Origin of the sequence: Algibacter sp. L3A6, assembly GCF_009796825.1 — a bacterium.
In the GTDB taxonomy this organism is placed as follows: Bacteria; Bacteroidota; Bacteroidia; order Flavobacteriales; family Flavobacteriaceae; genus Algibacter.
In genome coordinates this window covers 630,589-649,444 of sequence record NZ_CP047030.1, presented here as the reverse complement: position 1 = coordinate 649,444, position 18,856 = coordinate 630,589, and the positions used below count along the sequence as shown (strand labels likewise).

14 protein-coding genes and 1 tRNA gene are annotated in these 18,856 nt (G+C 35.5%); 6 read left to right on the top strand and 9 right to left on the bottom strand.

The annotated features are described in order from the left end of the window. Nucleotides 1-1,083 precede the first annotated feature (1,083 nt). Nucleotides 1,084-2,859 carry a M1 family metallopeptidase gene (locus tag GQR98_RS02700; RefSeq protein WP_317164209.1) on the bottom strand — a complete coding sequence of 592 codons (1,776 nt, stop codon included), beginning with the start codon at nt 2,857-2,859 and terminating at the stop codon, nt 1,084-1,086. Nucleotides 2,860-3,118: 259 nt separating this feature from the next. On the opposite strand from GQR98_RS02700, the gene GQR98_RS02695 reads away from it, so the two are divergent. The 3 genes from GQR98_RS02695 to GQR98_RS02685 are packed head-to-tail and all read left to right on the top strand — an operon-like array spanning nt 3,119 to nt 4,838. Beyond that, complete coding sequence (locus GQR98_RS02695) at nt 3,119-4,402, top strand: DEAD/DEAH box helicase (RefSeq protein WP_159018168.1); 1,284 nt, start codon at nt 3,119-3,121, stop codon at nt 4,400-4,402. 3 nt (nt 4,403-4,405) lie between these two features. Continuing rightward, entirely contained in the window at nt 4,406-4,630 is a 225-nt protein-coding gene (locus GQR98_RS02690; RefSeq protein WP_159018167.1) for a DUF6500 family protein, read from the top strand. After that, nucleotides 4,611-4,838, top strand: coding sequence for a VF530 family DNA-binding protein (locus GQR98_RS02685; protein ID WP_159018166.1), 228 nt, complete (start codon nt 4,611-4,613; stop codon nt 4,836-4,838). The genes GQR98_RS02690 and GQR98_RS02685 overlap by 20 nt, the downstream gene beginning before the upstream one ends. A gap of 42 nt (nt 4,839-4,880) precedes the next feature. Here GQR98_RS02685 and scpA read toward each other — a convergent pair whose 3' ends face one another. Genes scpA through GQR98_RS02645 form a run of 8 tightly spaced genes read right to left on the bottom strand, consistent with a single transcriptional unit; the run spans nt 4,881 to nt 13,880 of the window. Further along, entirely contained in the window at nt 4,881-7,007 is a 2,127-nt protein-coding gene (gene scpA, locus GQR98_RS02680; RefSeq protein ID WP_199270260.1) for a methylmalonyl-CoA mutase, read from the bottom strand. A gap of 9 nt (nt 7,008-7,016) precedes the next feature. Next, nucleotides 7,017-7,655: a hypothetical protein gene (locus tag GQR98_RS02675; protein WP_159018165.1), complete on the bottom strand. Its 639-nt coding sequence runs from the start codon at nt 7,653-7,655 to the stop codon at nt 7,017-7,019. Then, the gene (locus GQR98_RS02670; protein WP_159018164.1) at nt 7,639-9,024 is read right to left on the bottom strand and encodes a methylmalonyl-CoA mutase subunit beta; all 1,386 of its coding nucleotides are present in this window, start codon (nt 9,022-9,024) and stop codon (nt 7,639-7,641) included. The genes GQR98_RS02675 and GQR98_RS02670 overlap by 17 nt, the downstream gene beginning before the upstream one ends. After that, nucleotides 9,017-9,349, bottom strand: a complete 333-nt coding sequence (locus GQR98_RS02665; RefSeq protein ID WP_159018163.1) for an FtsB family cell division protein — start codon at nt 9,347-9,349, stop codon at nt 9,017-9,019. The genes GQR98_RS02670 and GQR98_RS02665 overlap by 8 nt, the downstream gene beginning before the upstream one ends. Next, nucleotides 9,350-9,955, bottom strand: coding sequence for a uridine kinase (gene udk / locus GQR98_RS02660; protein WP_042497892.1), 606 nt, complete (start codon nt 9,953-9,955; stop codon nt 9,350-9,352). A gap of 50 nt (nt 9,956-10,005) precedes the next feature. Continuing rightward, a complete protein-coding gene (locus GQR98_RS02655) occupies nt 10,006-10,422 on the bottom strand; it encodes a c-type cytochrome (protein WP_199270259.1) in 417 nt (138 codons plus the stop codon). A gap of 10 nt (nt 10,423-10,432) precedes the next feature. Beyond that, nucleotides 10,433-11,557 (bottom strand): PQQ-dependent sugar dehydrogenase, encoded by a 1,125-nt coding sequence (locus GQR98_RS02650; RefSeq protein WP_159018162.1) that lies wholly within the window; start codon nt 11,555-11,557, stop codon nt 10,433-10,435. A gap of 25 nt (nt 11,558-11,582) precedes the next feature. Continuing rightward, a complete protein-coding gene (locus GQR98_RS02645) occupies nt 11,583-13,880 on the bottom strand; it encodes a TonB-dependent receptor domain-containing protein (protein WP_159018161.1) in 2,298 nt (765 codons plus the stop codon). 163 nt (nt 13,881-14,043) lie between these two features. Between GQR98_RS02645 and GQR98_RS02640 the strand changes: the two genes are divergently transcribed. The 3 genes from GQR98_RS02640 to GQR98_RS02630 all read left to right on the top strand — a co-directional run bounded on the left by GQR98_RS02640 (nt 14,044) and on the right by GQR98_RS02630 (nt 18,701). Then, nucleotides 14,044-14,118: transfer RNA gene (locus GQR98_RS02640), tRNA-Pro, on the top strand. A 189-nt stretch (nt 14,119-14,307) separates the two neighbouring features. Then, the gene (locus tag GQR98_RS02635) at nt 14,308-16,584 is read left to right on the top strand and encodes a c-type cytochrome (RefSeq protein WP_159018160.1); all 2,277 of its coding nucleotides are present in this window, start codon (nt 14,308-14,310) and stop codon (nt 16,582-16,584) included. Nucleotides 16,585-16,880: 296 nt separating this feature from the next. Next, nucleotides 16,881-18,701 (top strand): lectin-like domain-containing protein, encoded by a 1,821-nt coding sequence (locus tag GQR98_RS02630; protein WP_159018159.1) that lies wholly within the window; start codon nt 16,881-16,883, stop codon nt 18,699-18,701. Nucleotides 18,702-18,856 lie beyond the last annotated feature (155 nt).

Genomic DNA, 18,856 nt, shown 5'->3' with positions numbered 1-18,856 from the left:
CACATGGAGACATCATACACGTTTTTCAGTTCACTATTATGTGATATCTCCTCACGTCGATATGACTTGAGGTTTTTGGTTTTAGGTCAGTTTTATTTTGAGGGTTTTACGTGTTGTTCATGTCGACACATGGAGACATCATACGCGTTTTTCAGTTTACTGTTATGAGATATCTCCTCACGTCGATATGACTTGAGGCTTTTGTTTTTATGTTAGTTTTATTTTGAAAACTTTACGTGTTAGTCATGTCGACACATGGAGACATCATACACGTTTTTCAGTTTACTGTTATGAGATATCTCCTCACGTCGATATGACTTGAGGTTTTTGGTTTTAGGTCAGTTTTATTTTGAGGGTTTTACGTGTTGTTCATGTCGACACATGGAGACATCATACACGTTTTTCAGTTTACTGTTATGAGATATCTCCTCACGTCGATATGACTTGAGGCTTTTGTTTTTATGTTAGTTTTATTTTGAAAACTTTACGTGTTAGTCATGTCGACACATGGAGACATCATACACGTTTTTCAGTTTACTGTTATGCGATATCTCCTCACGTCGATATGACTTGAGGCTTTCGTTTTTATATTAGTTTTATTTTGAAAACTTTACGTGTTGGTCATGTCCACGCATGGAGACATCACACACGTTTTTCAGTTCACTGTTATGAGATATCTCCTCACGTCGATATGACTTGAGGCTTTCGTTTTTATATTAGTTTTATTTTGAAAACTTTACGTGTTGGTCATGTCCACGCATGGAGACATCACACACGTTTTTCAGTTCACTGTTATGAGATATCTCCTCACGTCGATATGACCTGAGGCTTTTGGTTTTAGGTCAGTTTTATTTTGAAAGTTTTACGTGTTGGTCATGTCGACGCATGGAGACATCACACACGTTTTATAGCTCACTGTTATGCGATATCTCCTCACGTCGATATGACTTGAGGCTTTTGTTTTTATGTTAGTTTTATTTTGAAAATTTTATATATTGGTCATGTCCGCGCATGGAGACATCACACACGTTTTTCAGTTCACTGTTATGTGATATCTCCTCACGTCGATATGTCTTGAGAGTGTTATTCAGAAACATAACCCAACATATCATCAATAGTGTTCATAGTAACTGAATGATAATTGTCACGAGCTTTTTTATAAATTACTAAAGCATCTTCTGTTTTATCATTTCTTTTAAAAGCTTTGTAAATAGTTGAAACATACCAACGGCGACCAACTTCAGTTAAAAAAGTTTCAATCTTTTCATCTACATTATTACCATGATAATCATGATTGATAGCTTGCTCATACCAAACCATAGCAATGTAAGAGTTGTTGGAGTTGGTTAAGTTGAACGTGTTATCCAGTAATTGCATTTGTTTAGTACTCATGTCTTCGGGGAAGTTACGAACAAAATGTACCCATTCTTGAGGTGTCCATTGCTTTGTTTTTTCCTGATCGATGTTGTTTGTTTTAACAAAACCTTGGACTATACTTTCAACTTGTTCAAATTTATCAGAAACAATAATGGCTTGGTTTTCTGGTATACCTGGTTGGTAAATCCATTCTTCCGTGTTAAACGTGATTTCGTTTTTCTCTAATAGATTTTCATTTAAATATTTAATAAATTTTTCAGTATTAGTAGTTGAAAACGCATGAGATTCAAAATAATTTTTCAGGAAAACATCAAATTTTTCACGACCAACCGTTTCTTCCAAAGTTCTTAAAAATAGGTACCCTTTATCATAAGCAATACTGTTCATGCCGTCGTCAGGATTTCTTCCGTTAAGGTCAAGTTTTAGTTTGGTATCATTTGGAGAATCTTTTAAACCTTCTAATTCTTCTTCTAAATCTTGTCGACCTATTCTCGCCAACATATTAGCGCGATCTTTTCCGTAAAGAGCCTCCATAATACGCATTTCAAAGTAAACGGTAAAACCTTCGTTAAGCCAAAAATCGTCCCACGTGGCATTGGTTACTAAGTTTCCAGACCAAGAATGCGCCAACTCGTGTGCAATAAGTGAGGTTAAACTTTTATCTCCAGCAATTACAGTTGGTGTAGCAAAAGTTAAACGTGGATTTTCCATACCGCCAAACGGGAAACTTGGTGGCAACACAATAACATCAAATTGCTCCCAAGCATATTCTCCATATAATTTTTCTGCAGAAGCAACCATGTTTTCCATATCCGAAAATTCAAAATGTGCTTTATCTAGCATCGATTTTTCAGCATAAACACCAGTTCTGTTACTTATTGGTTTATAAGCAATATCTCCAACGGCAATGGCTATTAAATATGGTGAAATAGGTTGAGCCATTTTAAAGTTGTAAACACCATCTGCAGTTTTTGTTTTAGGGTTTTCGGCACTCATAACCGCCATAAGTTGCGCTGGTACGGTTACTTTTGCGTTGTATGTTACTCTAATTTGTGGACTATCTTGTATCGGGATCCAAGTTCTAGTTAAAATCGCTTGACCTTGCGTAAATAGAAATGGCTGTGCTTTATCGGCTGTTTGCTGAGGTTTTAACCATTGTAATGCTTCCGTTTTGTCTGTGGTTTTGTAGAAAACAGTAATACGTTTAGTCTCTGGTTTTATTGCTATTTTTAAAGGGTTTCCTAATTGAGAATCAAATGCTCCTAATTTGAAATTAGTGTCTGTGCCATCGGCTTGTACATTTTCAATCTCTAAGAATTTTGAGTCTAGAATAATTTCCGAGGCATCGTTATTGTTAATTAAATAAGAGGCTGTTCCCGAAATAATTTCTGTATCGAAATCGACTTTTATATCTAAATCTAAATGCGTGATAACCGCTTCATTTGGTTTGGCGAACGAGTGTGGTTCTTCAATATAAGTCATTAAAGGGGTTTGTTTCTTTGTTTTTTGGCAGCTTGAAAATAAAAGTATTACGCATCCTAATAGTAATAAGGCCTTTTTCATATAAAATTGAATGTTTTGATAATTTATTACGAAGTTACTCGTTTTGGTTTAAAAAAAAGAAATAAACTAACAACGAAAAAAATAAGTGTACCTTTGCGGCTTAATAAAAAGGAGATGGTGTTTACTACATAAATTGTCATCTCAACGGCTCGCAAAAAGAGCTTTCTAAACAATTTATATGTCATTTCAATCTTTAGGCTTATCCGAAGCCTTGCTAAAAGCAATTAGCAAAAAAGGATACACTACCCCAAGTCCAATTCAAGAAAAAGCGATTCCTCCAGTTTTGGAAGGTCACGATGTTTTAGCTTCGGCACAAACAGGAACAGGGAAAACAGCAGGTTTTACATTACCGCTTTTACATATATTATCGGAAAATCCGAAAGATAAATATAGACCAATACGTGCTTTAATTTTAACGCCAACGCGTGAATTAGCGGCTCAGGTTTATGCTAATGTTAGAGAATATAGTGAGTTTTTAAATTTACGTAGTGCCGTTATTTTTGGTGGTGTAAACCAGAAACCACAGGTAGCAACACTTCGTCAAGGTATTGATGTTTTAGTAGCGACTCCAGGTCGTTTATTAGATTTACAAAATCAAGGATTACTATCACTTAAACGTGTGGAGATTTTTGTTTTAGATGAAGCGGACCGTATGCTAGATATGGGGTTTTTACGTGATATTGAGCGCGTTATTAAATCGATGCCAGAAAAACGCCAGAATTTAATGTTCTCGGCTACGTTTTCTAAAGATATTAAAAAGTTGGCTCACGGTATTTTAAATCATCCGGTTCAGGTTGAAGCCACTCCAGAGAATACGGCTGTAGAAGCGATTACTCAAAAAGTATATCGTGTGGCTAAAGGTTTAAAAACGCCTTTAATTATAAAATTAATTTCTGATGGAAATTGGAAACAAGTTTTAGTTTTTGCGCGTACAAAACACGGCTCGAACAAACTTTGTGAAAAATTGGATAAAGCAGGTATTTCTGCTGCGGCCATTCACGGAAATAAAAGTCAAGGTGCACGTACAAAAGCATTGGCTGGTTTTAAAAGCGGACGCATTCGTGTGTTAGTGGCTACCGATATTGCTGCACGTGGATTAGATATTCCGTTATTGCCACATGTTATCAATTTTGAAATTCCTAACATTCCAGAAGATTACGTACATAGAATTGGTAGAACGGGTAGAGCAGGAGCCAATGGTGTTGCCTTATCGCTTGTTAGTGCAGATGAAACTACGTTTTTAAGAGACATCGAAAAACTTATTGGTAATAAACTTCCTGTTGAAGTATTGGAAGGTTTTGAGCCTGACCCAAATGCTTCTACACAGCCTATTAAACAAGGGCAAGGTCGTCAAAATAGAAATTCTAGACCAGCATCTAATAAATCTGGGAACTCTAGTAAAAGCTCAAATAAAAGTAGCAATTCTAGACGTCCAAAACGTAATACAGATAGACGTAAATAAAAGATGAAGCAGGTTTTAAAAGATAAAATTATTGAAGTTTGCGATAAAAAAATAGCAGCAAAAGGAGACGCCGTTGGGGTTTCCTTTTATGCGTTTTTTAAAAATAAAAATGATAATCCAGAATTATTAATGGAAGCCGCTACTTGGTGGATTGAAACCCATAAACTGGATCATTTTGAAAAAGCAGTTAAAATAAAAGCATTAGTACATGGAATCGCAACCAAATAACCCGTTACACGGTATAAAGTTAGAACAAATTATAAACGATTTGGTAGAACATTATGGTTGGGAATATATGGGCTATAATATAAAAATTAAATGCTTTACCGATAAACCATCAGTTAAATCGAGTTTAAAATTTTTGCGTAGAATGCCATGGGCACGTACAAAAGTAGAAAACATGTATTTAAAGATGTTAAAGAATAAAGAACGCTAGTCGTTCTTTTTTTATGCTTTATTGTCAGCTTTTGATTAAATTTTAATCAATTAAAATCTCCAAAATTCTTATCGCTGTTTCGCTAATTTTTGTTCCAGGACCAAAAACGGCAATAGCACCAGCATCAAACAAAAATTGATAATCCTGTTTCGGTATTACACCGCCAACAATAACCATGATATCGTCACGATTATAGCTTTTCAGGGCTTCAATAACTTGTGGTACTAAGGTTTTATGTCCGGCAGCTAAAGAAGATACGCCTAAAATGTGCACATCGTTTTCAATAGCTTGTTTAGCAACTTCTGCGGGTGTTTGAAATAACGGACCAATATCAACATCGAAACCAATATCAGCATAGCTAGTTGCTATAACTTTAGCACCACGATCATGACCATCTTGCCCCATTTTGGCAATCATAATTCTCGGGCGCCTTCCATCTTGCTCAGCAAAAATATCGGCTAATTCTTGAGCTTTCTTAAAGGATTTATCGTCTTTTATTGCTTTACTATACACACCAGAAAAAGATTTGGTTTGTGCTCTATAGCGTCCGAATTGAACTTCTAAAGCATCACTAATTTCACCTAAAGTTGCGCGTTCTCGAGCAGCTTCAATAGCTAAAGCTAATAAATTATTTTCTCCTGTACGTGCTGCTTCAGATAAAATTTCTAAAGCTATTTTTACTTTTTCAGAATTTCTGCTTGATTTTATACTGTTTAAGCGTTCAATTTGAGAATTTCTAACCGATTCATTATCGACTTCTAGCGTAGAAATTGGAGCTTCTTCCTCTAAAACATATTTGTTTACACCAACAATAATATCTTGGTCAGAATCTATTTTAGCTTGTTTTCTAGCAGCAGCTTCTTCTATTCTAAGTTTAGGTATTCCGGCCTCAATGGCTTTCGTCATGCCTCCAAGTGCTTCAACTTCTTCAATTAAAGTCCACGCTTTTTCTGTGATATCTGCGGTTAATTTTTCAATAAAATAACTACCAGCCCAAGGGTCTACCGTTTTTGTAATTTGTGTTTCTGCTTGTAAATAGATTTGCGTGTTTCTTGCAATACGTGCCGAGAAATCGGTTGGTAGCGCAATAGCTTCATCCAAAGCATTGGTGTGTAAACTTTGCGTGCCTCCAAATACTGCCGCGGTAGCTTCAATAGTTGTTCTGGCGACATTGTTAAACGGATCTTGTTCGGTTAAACTCCAACCTGATGTTTGACAATGTGTTCGTAAGGATAATGATTTTGGGTTTTTAGGATTGAATTGCTTTACTAATTTGGCCCACAACATGCGAGCAGCACGCATTTTAGCAATTTCCATAAAATGATTCATACCAATTCCCCAAAAGAAGGATAATCTCGGTGCAAACGTATCAATGTTTAAGCCTGCATCTAAACCTTTTCTAATGTATTCTAAACCATCGGCTAAAGTGTAAGCCAGTTCAATATCGCAGGTAGCACCAGCTTCTTGCATGTGATAGCCCGAAATGCTAATACTATTGAATTTAGGCATGTGCTTGCTCGAATATTCAAAAATATCCGAAATAATCTGCATTGATGGTTTTGGCGGATAGATGTAGGTGTTACGCACCATAAACTCCTTTAAAATATCGTTTTGGATAGTGCCTGCTAGTAGATTTGGTGTTACGCCTTGCTCTTCTGCAGCCACAATATAAAAAGCCATAATGGGCAAAACAGCGCCATTCATGGTCATGGAAACCGAAATTTTATCGAGTGGAATTTGGTCGAAAAGTATTTTCATATCTTCCACCGAATCTATGGCAACACCCGCTTTTCCAACATCACCAACAACACGTTCATGATCGGAATCGTAACCACGATGCGTGGCCAAATCAAAAGCTACCGAAAGTCCTTTTTGTCCAGCTTTTAAATTACGTTTGTAAAACGCATTACTATCTTCAGCTGTAGAAAAACCTGCATATTGCCTAATGGTCCAAGGTCTTTTAGCATACATAGTGCTGTATGGTCCGCGTAAATACGGTGGGATTCCTGCAGCAAAATCGAGATGTTCTAAACCTTCAAGGTCTACTTTAGAATAAGTAGGTTTAAACGGAATGCCTTCGGAAGTGATAAACGGTTCTTGTTTATCGACATCAAAATTAGAGCTTTCAGTTTTAGCCTTTAAAGTGATATGTTGAAGGTTTTTTCTCAATGTGTATTCTTATTTTGTTGGTCTTTTATTGAAATCTACTTTTTGTTCAACAACGGGTTTCTCTTTTACATTCGATAAATCGAGATTAAAAAGTTTAGCGTAATATAAGTCTAAAGCAATATAAGCGGCTAGATTTTTATCCGATGCTGCTGCTCTGTAATTTCTAGCTAATGGCGTTCCAAATAATTCTGGTTTCATGCTATTAGTTGCAACTAGAGCATCATAAGTTGTTTTTAGTTTTTTATCTTTCAGGTTGCTCGAAATACAATTGAGTAAATTGCCTTTATAGTTTAAATGACTGTTAGGGTTATTAGCATCCCAAAGATCATTTTCATTTTTTAAAGCTTCAAAAACTTTTACGGTGTGTGGCGAAACCATGTCTTCGTATTTAATACGGTTCATGCTTGCCGCCCTAAGAAACTGCCCATAAGCATTAGGTACATTCTCTTGTCCGTTTTGCGCATAAAATGCTGCAATATCCGCTTCAAAGCTAAATAAGGCTTCGTTTATTAAGGCCGTGTTTTGGTTATCGCACGTAATAACGCTGCCTTTTTCTGAAAATTTGTAATCGTTAAACGTGTTTTCTTTTTTACAGCTTACTACAGTTAAAGCTCCTAAAAATAAAATAAAGTTAATTGTCGATTTCATTTTGTTTTTCATTTTTTAATCTGGTTTGTTCTATTTGTTCTGCTATTCGTTTTTCTATAATGGGAACAATTAAAGTTTTTCTTTTATTAATTTTTACAAAAGGATAAATCTGCAATTGTTCTGCCATTTTATCGTTTGGGTTAATGTGTTTATTTGTGCCTAATAAAATACGTTCACCACTGTTAAATTGCTCTTGTTCTTTGGTCGCGTTTTCTTTTATTTTACGTTGAATGGTGCCTGACTTTAACTGATTTAAAAACCCACCATTACGTTCAATATCTTTAAATAATTCTAATGCTTTTTCTGCTAATTGCTCGGTTAGCGATTCTATGTAATACGCACCATCGGCTGCATTGTTTACTTTATCAAAAGCACTTTCATGCTTTAAAATAAGCAGTTGGTTTCTGGCAATACGTTCGCCAAACTCGTTGTCTTTATGGTAAATGGCATCGTAAGGTAAATTACATACATTATTTGCGCCACCTAAAATCGCACTCATACACTCCGTGGTTGTGCGCAACATATTGGTGTTGTAATCGTATAGTGTTTTATTGCGTTTTGTTGGAACTGCACTAATATAGCAATCTGTATTAATATTGTATTCTGAAGCTAACGTGCTCCAAAGTAGCCTAAGCGCTCTAAGTTTTGCAATCTCGAAGAAGTAATTGGAACCTACCGAAACTGTGAAAATGGTTTGGATAGATGCTGAAGACTCTGGATTTAGTTTTAAATGGTTGAGATATTCATTGGCGTGGGCTAGGGCATAGGCCAATTGCTGAACCATATTTGCCCCTGCATTTTGATACAGACTAGTGTGGATACTTATTGAATTAGAAGATTGAAACCAGTTTTCAATCTTCGAGAAATCATCAGTTAGGTTATTAAACCAATTCCCCGTTTTCGCAATGTTCTCGATAATATCAACGGCAATACTAATGTTCTTTTTCCCCGGAAGGGTATATATGTTTTTTATAAAATCTACTGATAAAAATTGTAATTCTAAATGAATAGAAATACTATCGGTATCAATGTTTTTAATTAAATGTTCTATTGAAATATTTTCTTCGGAAGGAATAATGAAATGAATATATTCTGCTCCGCGTTTAATGGCATCTACAGCTTTTAAATTCGATTTTTCAGTATGGGCAACAAATATGGTTTGCCCAATTTTCCAAGTAGAAATATTAGAGGTTGAAGGTGTATGCTTTTTTAAGTCGTCTGCGTTATAAAATGGTTTTACGGCAATATCTTCGTTTGAGTTCCAGATAAGGGTATCGTTAAAATCAGCTCCATTTAAATCGAACTGAATTTTTTGTTTCCACTGTTTAGTTGAAACCGAATCGAAACCATCAAACAAACCTTTAGTCATCTTGTTTTACTTTTAAGCTATCTTCATATTCAATAATATAAATGTCTTCATTTTCTCGTTTCATGAAGTATTCTTCGCGGGCAAATTTCTCTAAACCATCTTCCGAACTTAACTTTTTAATGGCTTTATTATCGTTTTCAATTTCTCGTTGATAATATTCCTTTTCATTTTCTAGAGCTTCAATATCTGTGTTTAATTCGTGATGAATAAGCCAAGAATTCGCATCGAAAAAAATCATCCAAATCAGGAAACCAGCAAATATCAAGATAAACCAATTTTTGAAAGGTTTTAAATATTTGCTTGTGTTTTTATTGAATTTCGCCATTTAGAGTCTGTCGTTAATAATAGTACGCACAATATTTACCGCAACCGTATTGTATTTATTGTTTGGTATAATAATATCTGCATATTCTTTCATAGGCTCGATAAATTGGTCGTGCATGGGTTTTAGCGTGGTTTGGTAACGTGTTAAAACCTCGTTTATATCACGGCCACGTTCGCTAATGTCGCGTTTTAAACGTCTAATTAAACGCTCGTCGGTATCGGCATGTACAAATATTTTAATATCAAACATATCACGAAGCTCTGGGTTTGTTAGTATTAATATACCTTCAACAATCATTACTTTTCTCGGGTGTGTTAAAATAGTATCGCCCGTTCTGTTATGTTTTACAAAAGAATATACGGGTTGGTGTATATTTTTGCCTTTTTTTAATGCTTTTAAATGTGTTGCTAATAAATCGAAATCGATAGACCTTGGATGATCGAAATTTATATTACCACGCTCATTGTAAGATAAGTGTGAGTTGTCGTTATAATAAGAATCTTGCGAGATGATACCCACCTCACCTTCTGGCAATTCGTGTAGAATTTGATTAACAACCGTTGTTTTTCCGCAGCCTGTACCGCCTGCAATTCCTATAATTAGCATGTGTTTTTGTTTTTTGCAAAGTTAATTAATTGTAAAGGTTTAAGTAATCTTTATTTTTTAATTTTTGCAACTTCGTCTTCCGTAATTATTTTGTCGTTTTTGTTACCCCAAGCGTTGGTAATGTAATTCATAACATCGGCCACCTCATCATCACTTAAGCCTAATGGCATCATGGTACCGTTGTATACTTTGTCGTTTACAACTATGCGTCCTGTGAGTCCAAATTTTATAGCTTTTATACTTGCAATACGTTCTGTTTGTAAATAATCAGATTTTGCCAATGGCGGATACACTTTTTCTACACCTTTTCCGCTAGGTAAATGGCAAGACATACAGAAATCGTTATAGATTTCACGACCACGAACAATACTTTCTTTTAACGGATCAGTTTGGGTATAATTGGGTTGAGCTGGAATTATGCTGTATAACGAACAGCAAATCAAAAAGCAACATGCAATTAATTTCATAATTTAAGTTTTATTTATTCGGAATAATTTTAACAATACCAGTGCCTTCTGCGGCTACATAAATATAACCATCGGGTCCTTGAATTACGTTACGTACTCGACCAATATCTTTAAACAATTCTTCACGTTTTACAACTTTGTTGTTTTCGAGCACTAAACGCTCTAAATATTGAAATTTTAGAGAGCCAACTAATATATTGTTTTTCCAATCTGGATATTTATCTGAAGTAACAAAGGCCATACCACTTGGTGCGATAGAAGGCACCCAATAAAATAACGGCTGTTCCATGCCTTCTTTTTCTGTAATCTCTGTAAAAGCAGTACCGCTATAGTTTACACCATAAGAGATTACGGGCCAACCGTAATTTTTGCCTTTTGCTATAATATTAATTTCATCGCCACCTTTTGGTCCATGTTCATTAACCCAAATGGCTCCAGTTTCCGGATGGATTGCCATACCTTGTGGGTTACGATGTCCGTAGCTGTAAATGGCTGTTTTAGCATTTGGTGTATTTACAAACGGATTGTCTGTTGGTATGCTACCGTCGTCATTAAGTCGGTATATTTTACCACAGTCGCGTGTAATATCTTGAGGGTTTTCGTCACGATTACCACGTTCACCTATAGAGAAATAAAGGTAACCATCGTTATCAAATTCAATTCTAGAACCAAAATGTTGTCCTTTTTTTGTGTTTGGTCCGGCTTTGTACAATAGTTGTTTTTCAACAAAGGCGTTATTTTTTAATTTGCCACGCATAAGGGCTGTATTACCACCATCGCCGTCACCTTCCGCGGAAGCGTATGTAATATAAATCCAACCATTGTTAGTGTAATCGAGATGAATTTCAATATCTAATAAACCACCTTGACCACGAAGATACACTTCTGGTAAGCCTGAAATATTTGTTTTTGTTCCGTTTTTAAAATGAATAAGTTCACCTGATTTTTCTGTAATTAGCATGCTGCCGTCTGGAAGAAAAACCATGCCCCAAGGAATATTTAAATCGGGAACAACAACTTCCGTAGTGTAATTTAAAGCCACAGGCGGTTCGGCCTTTACTTTAGATTCGCTTTGTTGCGCACAAGCACTTAACGAAAGGGCGAGTATGGTAAATAGTATATGAAATTGTTTCATTTTTTCGTTTTTTTTATAAATTTAGTTAAAACTTATAACTTAAGTTAACTCCAGCGTAATAATTTAACGGTTGCCCTGGATAATAATATCGTGGTGCGGCACCACCAAAACCTGTGGCATTAATAAGTATTTGTGAGGCGTAATGCGTGTTAAAAACATTATCCAGACCAAAATAGATATTCAACTTTAGGTTTTTATTTAGGTTGTGTCTAAAACCCAATTTGATGTTCGTTAAACTGTAGCGATCGGAAAATAGTGTGTTGGCATCCGTCATTGGTATGCGACCTACGTATTGGTAGTTTACGGAGGCATAAAGACCCAATGCAGTATCTAAATCTAAACCTGTGTTTAATAGGTTAGATGGCACACCTGTTAGTTTATTACCCGAAAAATTATTTCCATCATCTTCAAAATCTCTGAATTTAAAATGGTTTAAGGCATACGTGATGTATTGGTTTAGTGATAGTTTTTCCGATGTTAGCCATTGATATTTTATAATGGTTTCTAATCCATTATGTAAAGTGCGTCCCGCGTTAACGCCTATAAATTGGTCGTTGCCTGTTCGTCTAGCGACTAAAAGGTTGCGCACATCTAATCTGTATAAAGCGAGGTTAAATTGTAAGCGATTATTATAAAAAGCACTTCGTGTTCCTAGTTCGAAATTCCAGCCTGTTTCTGGTTTTATATCCGTATTTATTAAACCATCGGGAAGCAAGGTTTCTTGAGTTGAAGGCGGTGAAAAACCATGGCTAATATTAGAATATAAACTGATGTGTTTTGATAATTGATGCGATATTCCAAATTTAGGAGACAGTATGGCTTTAAAGCTATAGTCGCCAGATTGGTCGGGATTTTCATCTGAAATAAAACGGTCTGATAAAGTGTATGACGTTTTGTTTAGATTTACCCCAAAAGACAGCATTGTTTTTTCTGAAGCTTGATAGTTACTTTCAAAAAAGAGGTTGTAGTAGGTTCTGTTTTCTTTGAAATCGGAAAATTTATCGCCTTCAACGCTGCCTGACCCTTCGGGAGCGTCTTGATATAAATTCTCGTAGTTTTTGGATATATAGCGGTCTTTAAAGAATTCGCCACCTAGTGTGTAATTAAATTTTTTCCATCGTCCTAAAAAACGACTTCTCAATCCGTAAGCCGATGTATTTTCGGTTAGAATATCAAAAGGTCTCGGTTCATAAGCCTTTTTAAAAGATGTAAAAATACTGGTAGTTTGTTTTAGGTTCTTATGATATTGATGATTCCATGATGCTCCAAATATCTCACGTTGTACATCTTCATACCCTTGAGCTTGTGCCCATGTAAAGGCGGCAGATTTCGGATTGTTATTATATGCATCTTCATTTAAGGAACTTGGTATAAAAGCGTTCAAGTCCACATAACTCGCTAAAATAGAGAGAGCGTCTTTTTCACTTAAATAATGATTGGTGTTTATTGTGAGTGTTTGTCTGTTGTATGCGTTATTATCGCGGTAACCATCGCTTTCTGTGTTACTATGGATTATTTTATAGCTGTTTTTATCCGTTCCGTGATTTATGTTTAAAACACTTTTTACTAAACCAAAAGAACCTATTGTGATATCTGTTTCCGCTAAGGTTTGGTTTAGGTAAGCGTGCTCTGGTGTTAAATGTATCGTGCCGCCCAATCCGGCGCCATAGATACTAGAACCGGCACCTTTTATAATTTCAAATCGGGATAAGGCACTGAGTTCAAAATCTTCAATGGTGGTTTCTCCATTACCGGATGTTAACGGAATGTCTTGAAAATAAGCCCGTATTTTAGAGGTGCCGTATAAATTTCTAGAACCAATACCACGTATGGAGATCTTATTAGTGTTTAATGCGCCCGATTGCATAAAAACTCCAGGAACGCGATTCAATACTTGGATGGGCGAGGTGGAGTTACTGCGTTCTAAATCTTTAGATGAAATAATATCAATAGTAGTATTCGCTTTTTTTAGTTCTAAAGGCAATTGATGGGCGTTCACAATAACTTCGTTTAATCGATCAGGATTTAACTCCAGTTGAATTATAACGTTGTCGGATTTTAAATCTATCGTTTCTACTTGATAGCCTATTTTTGTAAAGCGATATACACCAGAGTTTGGCACTTCAAAATACCCTAAATGATCGGAAGTTGAAATGATTTTGTTTTCATAATTTGTAATAGTGGCGTTTTGCAGCGCTGTACCATTTTCTTTTTCAATAATACGTCCGGTGATGATTTGCTGAGCATTTCCAGAGGTATAGCTGAAAAATAAAATTATAATGATGGTTATTTTGTTGAAAATAAAAGATTTATAAGTGCTCATTGTAGGGTTTAGCTAAATATAGTTGATTTGGTTTAAGCATGAAAAACAGGTGTTGTTTGACTGCTTTGTAAACTAAAGTTAATTTTTTTTAAAATTACTAAAAAAAATAGTGTCTATATTATAGAAAAATGTATATTTGCACCCGGTTAGAGATAATCATATTCGGGGTGTAGCGTAGCCCGGTTATCGCGCCACGTTTGGGACGTGGAGGCCGCAGGTTCGAATCCTGCCACCCCGACTAAAAACCTTTTGAGAAATCAAGAGGTTTTTTTAGTTTATTCAAGTTTCTTTTGAATAATTGAAATTTCTGAAACCTTTATGATTTTACTAGTTTTCTACTTTTCAAAATTGTTGTAATTTTATGATTATAAAAACAACATAAAGGACATAAAAATGTGCTTTAAAACTCCCTGTAAACCAACAATTAATGGCATTTCAAACACGTTCCTTTATAACTCAAATCGCTTCAAGTAAAACTTTAGTATTAAATCTCATTCTGTTAATTTTTATTATTGGCTGTAAAAAAGTATCGTATGAGGAACCTGAAATCTCATTAGATTCCTATCAAATAGAAGATGGTTTTCATTTAGAAGTCGCTGTTTCAGAGCCTTTTATTGAAGCGCCAGTGGCTATGGATTTTGATAATCAAGGGCGTATGTGGGTTGTTGAGATGAAGGGATATATGCGAAATTTAAAAGGCATTGGTGATGAAATGCCCAATGGTGTAATTTCTATAATGGAAGATTTAGATCATGATGGGGTTGCCGATCATTCCAAAATATTTTTAGACAGTTTGGTATTACCGCGCGCTATTTCTCATGTTTATGGCGGTTTATTGTATGCAGAACCACCAAATCTTTGGTTTGTGGATATTGAAGATGATAAGCCTGTTAATAGAGTTTTAGTCGATTCTGCTTACGCCTATGGTGGTAATGTAGAGCATCAGCCAAATGGTTTAATGATGCATTTAGATAATTGGATTTATAATGCAAAATCTAAATACAGATACCAACGAAAAAACGGAAAATGGAAAAAAGAACAAACTGCTTTTAGGGGGCAGTGGGGTATCACAAAAGATAATTTTGGTAGGTTGTACTATAATACCAATTCGGTACAATTAATGGGAGACTATGTGTTGCCAAATGTTACCGATAAAAATCCGTATTTTAAAGGTGGTGCAGCTTTAAACAAGAGGTTAACAGTAGATCAACGCGTGTATCCGTTGCATCCCACTTCGGTTAACCGAGGTTATGTAAATGGTGTTTTAGATAAGGATAGTTTATTGGTTAATGTCACATCCGCATGCGGTCCTTTAATTTACACAGGTAATAATTTTGGTGCGCAATATAGTGAAAATGCCTTTGTTTGTGCGCCCGAAGCCAATGTGGTAAAACGAAATATTTTAACTTTTGAAGATGAAATAGTAAGCGCTACACAAGCCCTTGCTGAAACCGAATTTTTGGCCTCCACAGATGAAGGTTTTCGTCCGGTAAATTTGAATAATGGTCCTGATGGTAATATGTACATCGTCGATATGCATCGTGGTATTCTTCAGGATAAAGTGTTTTTAACCGCTTATTTAAAAAATCAATACGCCAAAAAAGCTTTAGATACCATTGTTGGTATGGGGCGTATATTACGTGTGGTAAAAAATGAAAACTCACCGAAGGATATTATTAATGTAGAAAAATTATCAACTTCAGAATTGGTAGGTTTACTGGGCAGTAAAAATGGGTGGTTACGCGATAGGGCACAGCAATTATTAGTTTTTAAAGGTGATAATAAAGCAGTTTCGTTTTTAGAACATGTAGCTTTAGATACACAAAATGCTATCGCTCAAATACATGCTTTGCATACTTTAAACGGTTTGGGGCAACTTGATTTTAAAACATTGGAAATGCTTTTATCTTCGGAAAGTGAGACGGAAGTTCTAAATCATGCATTAGTGTTGTTAGAAAATTATGCCAGTGAAAGTAATTTGGTTTCCGTACTACCGCTCATAGCGGGGTTAGTTAAAAGGGATAATGCTGAATTAGATTTGTATATTTTAAGCACTTTAGGCGGTTGGGCACAAGTTTCAACGGGGCAAGTATTTCCAATTCTTTTTGAACTTTCAAATCGATATGCCGAAAATATTATCTATCAGCAGAGTCTTATAAGTAGTTTAAGAGGTGTAGAGGAAGCGTACAAAATATTTTTAGATGAAGAAAAAAGTATGGTTTCTGAAAACGTGTTAAGTGTTGTTTTAGATAAAACCATTTTAAACAAGCAAAGTAATAAGACGAAAAATACAGAAGTAAAGCCAGCGATGTCTAACGCGTTTGGATATCAAATATTTAGAAACTTCTGTGCAACTTGCCATGGGTTTAATGGTGAAGGTGTTGATGGTTTAGCACCGCCATTAGAAAATTCAGAATATGTAAGAGGCTCAACTAAAAGGTTGGCATTGGTATTGTTGCATGGTTTGGCAGGACCTGTACATGTTAATGGAACATTGTATGAATTAAACGGAACAATGCCCGGACTTGCTAATAACCCTGCGTTTACCGATCGTGATATTAAAAATATTATTAGCTATTTACATAGTACCTTTTCCGAAGGATCAAAAGGAATAGACGTTGAGCAAATAAAAGCATTGCGAGATGTAAAACCAAAATCAGGTGGTGTTTATAGCGAAAAAGAATTGCTGGATTTAGGGTATTAAGTTTACTTAAATAACCTATGCGGAATAAAAGATGGCTTTTGCTATTTTGTTAATAGTGCCTTAGTTTTTAGTGAATTGATGCTAAGTGAACTCAGGCTATATCTCGTTTTTTTAATAAGGCTTTTTTAGTTGCGATATTTTGAGTTTTTAGGCTGTGTTTTTATCAATTTGTTATTAATTAAAATACAGCAGCTTCTAATATTAAATTAATGATATTAATGCCCTGTTTTGTAGGAAAAAATAAGTAGTTCCTCTGTAAAACTTGTATCTTTCGGGCAGTAATTAAACCTTGTAGAATGGCTTTTTTAAGCAGCTCCATAAAAAAAGTATTCCTGTTTGCCCTTGTTATGTGTTGTTGCAATCTTGCTATGGCGCAGCTAAAGGCGACTACTATTGGAGATACTTCTAGTTTAGGCAATAATTGTTTTCAAATAACCCCAGATATAGATGGTCAAGTTGGAGGCGTTTGGTTTGATCATCCTATCGATTTTTCAAATGACTTTACCATTGCTTACCAAAATTACTTTGGAAACAATAATGATGGTGCTGATGGTATGGCGCTTGTTTTTAAATTGACACCTGATATTGTTATTGGAGGTTCGGGTGGAGGGTTAGGTTACGAGGGAATTCCATCTTCTTTAATTATTGAATTCGATACTCATAATAATCCAAGTAGAGAAGATCCTTCTTATGATCATATAGCACTGATGTCAAATGGATCTTCATACCATACGTTTGCTACAAATTTATCAGGCCCTATCAATCCGTTGGTTGATGGTGGCGTAAATATTGAGGATGACCTTCTGCATGACGTTAAGGTAGAGTGGATTGCTACAACGAAGACCTTAAATGTGTATTTCGATTGCCAACTTAGACTATCAAAAACACAAGATTTTAAAAGTAGTATTTTTAACAATGATAATGCTGTATATTTTGGATTCGTAGGAGCAACAGGAGCAAAGCATAATCGTCAAGAAGTTTGCCTAAATCGAGTATCATTTATAGAAGATTTTATTGCAAGTGATGAAACCATTTGTTTAGGAGAATCTATTTTAAAAGATGTTAGTATTCACAATGGTGTTGCTTATTCTTGGGAGCCAAGCGCTAGTGTAAGTGATCCTAATAGTGGTAACCCAATGTTATCACCTACAGTTGATACTAGATATACTGTTAGTATTACCGATTTGTGCGGAGAGACTTTTACAGAATTTATTAATGTAACTATTACAGGGAATAGTATAGTACCTCGTTTTAATCCAATACCCAATGTTTGTGAAGGCGAATCTCTTGTACTACCAAGTACTTCACTCGAAGGAATTACAGGAGCATGGTCTCCAGAACCCGATAACACAAAAACTACAGAATATACATTTTATCCAGATCCCGGTCAATGTGCAGCGCCAACAACCCTAATAGTAAATGTATTAATCCCTACTTTTAATATTCCTGCAGGTATATGTGAAGGTGAAAAGCTATCTCCATTACCCACAACATCTATTGAAGGCATTGTAGGTTCATGGTCGCCCGAATTAAATAATAAAACGCCAACCGTTTATACTTTTACACCTGACGTTGGTCAGTGTGCGCATTCAGTATCTAGACGTATTGATATTTATTCAACAGAAGCTTTATCACTCAAAACTGTAATTTTACCTGATAGTTTTAGCGAAAGTCGAACTATCGAAATGCGTGTTACTGGAGGTAGTGGGTTTTATGAATATCAATTGGATGGCGGTATTTGGCAAAGTGAGGCTGTTTTCGAAAATGTTTCCCGTTGTAATCAGCATGATGTTGGGGTTCGTGATGTTTATAGCTGTACTGCTGAAACTAGAGAAGCGGTAGATCTTATTTTTTATCCCAAATTCTTTACACCGAATGGTGATGGCTATCATGAGTTTTGGAATATTAAATGTTTAGAAACGCATCCAGAAGCAGTGGTGTTTATTTATAATCGCCATGGCGCCCTGTTAAAACAAATAAAACCGAGTCGAAATGGATGGGATGGTACATACGGAGGTACGGAACTCCCTGATGGGAGTTATTGGTTTGTAGCCCATTATAGAGATGAAAGTAATAAAAATAAACAATTACGAGGTTATTTTGCTCTTAAGCGTTAGTAATTCATAAAGTGTTTAATGAAGTAAAAAGAGTTCGGAATCAATTAGACCATATTTAATAGTTTATAAAAAGAAAAAACCGATGAAGTCTAGCTTCATCGGTTTTTTTATTAGAATGATATCAGTGTTGATTCTAAATAGAACCGTATACTTTT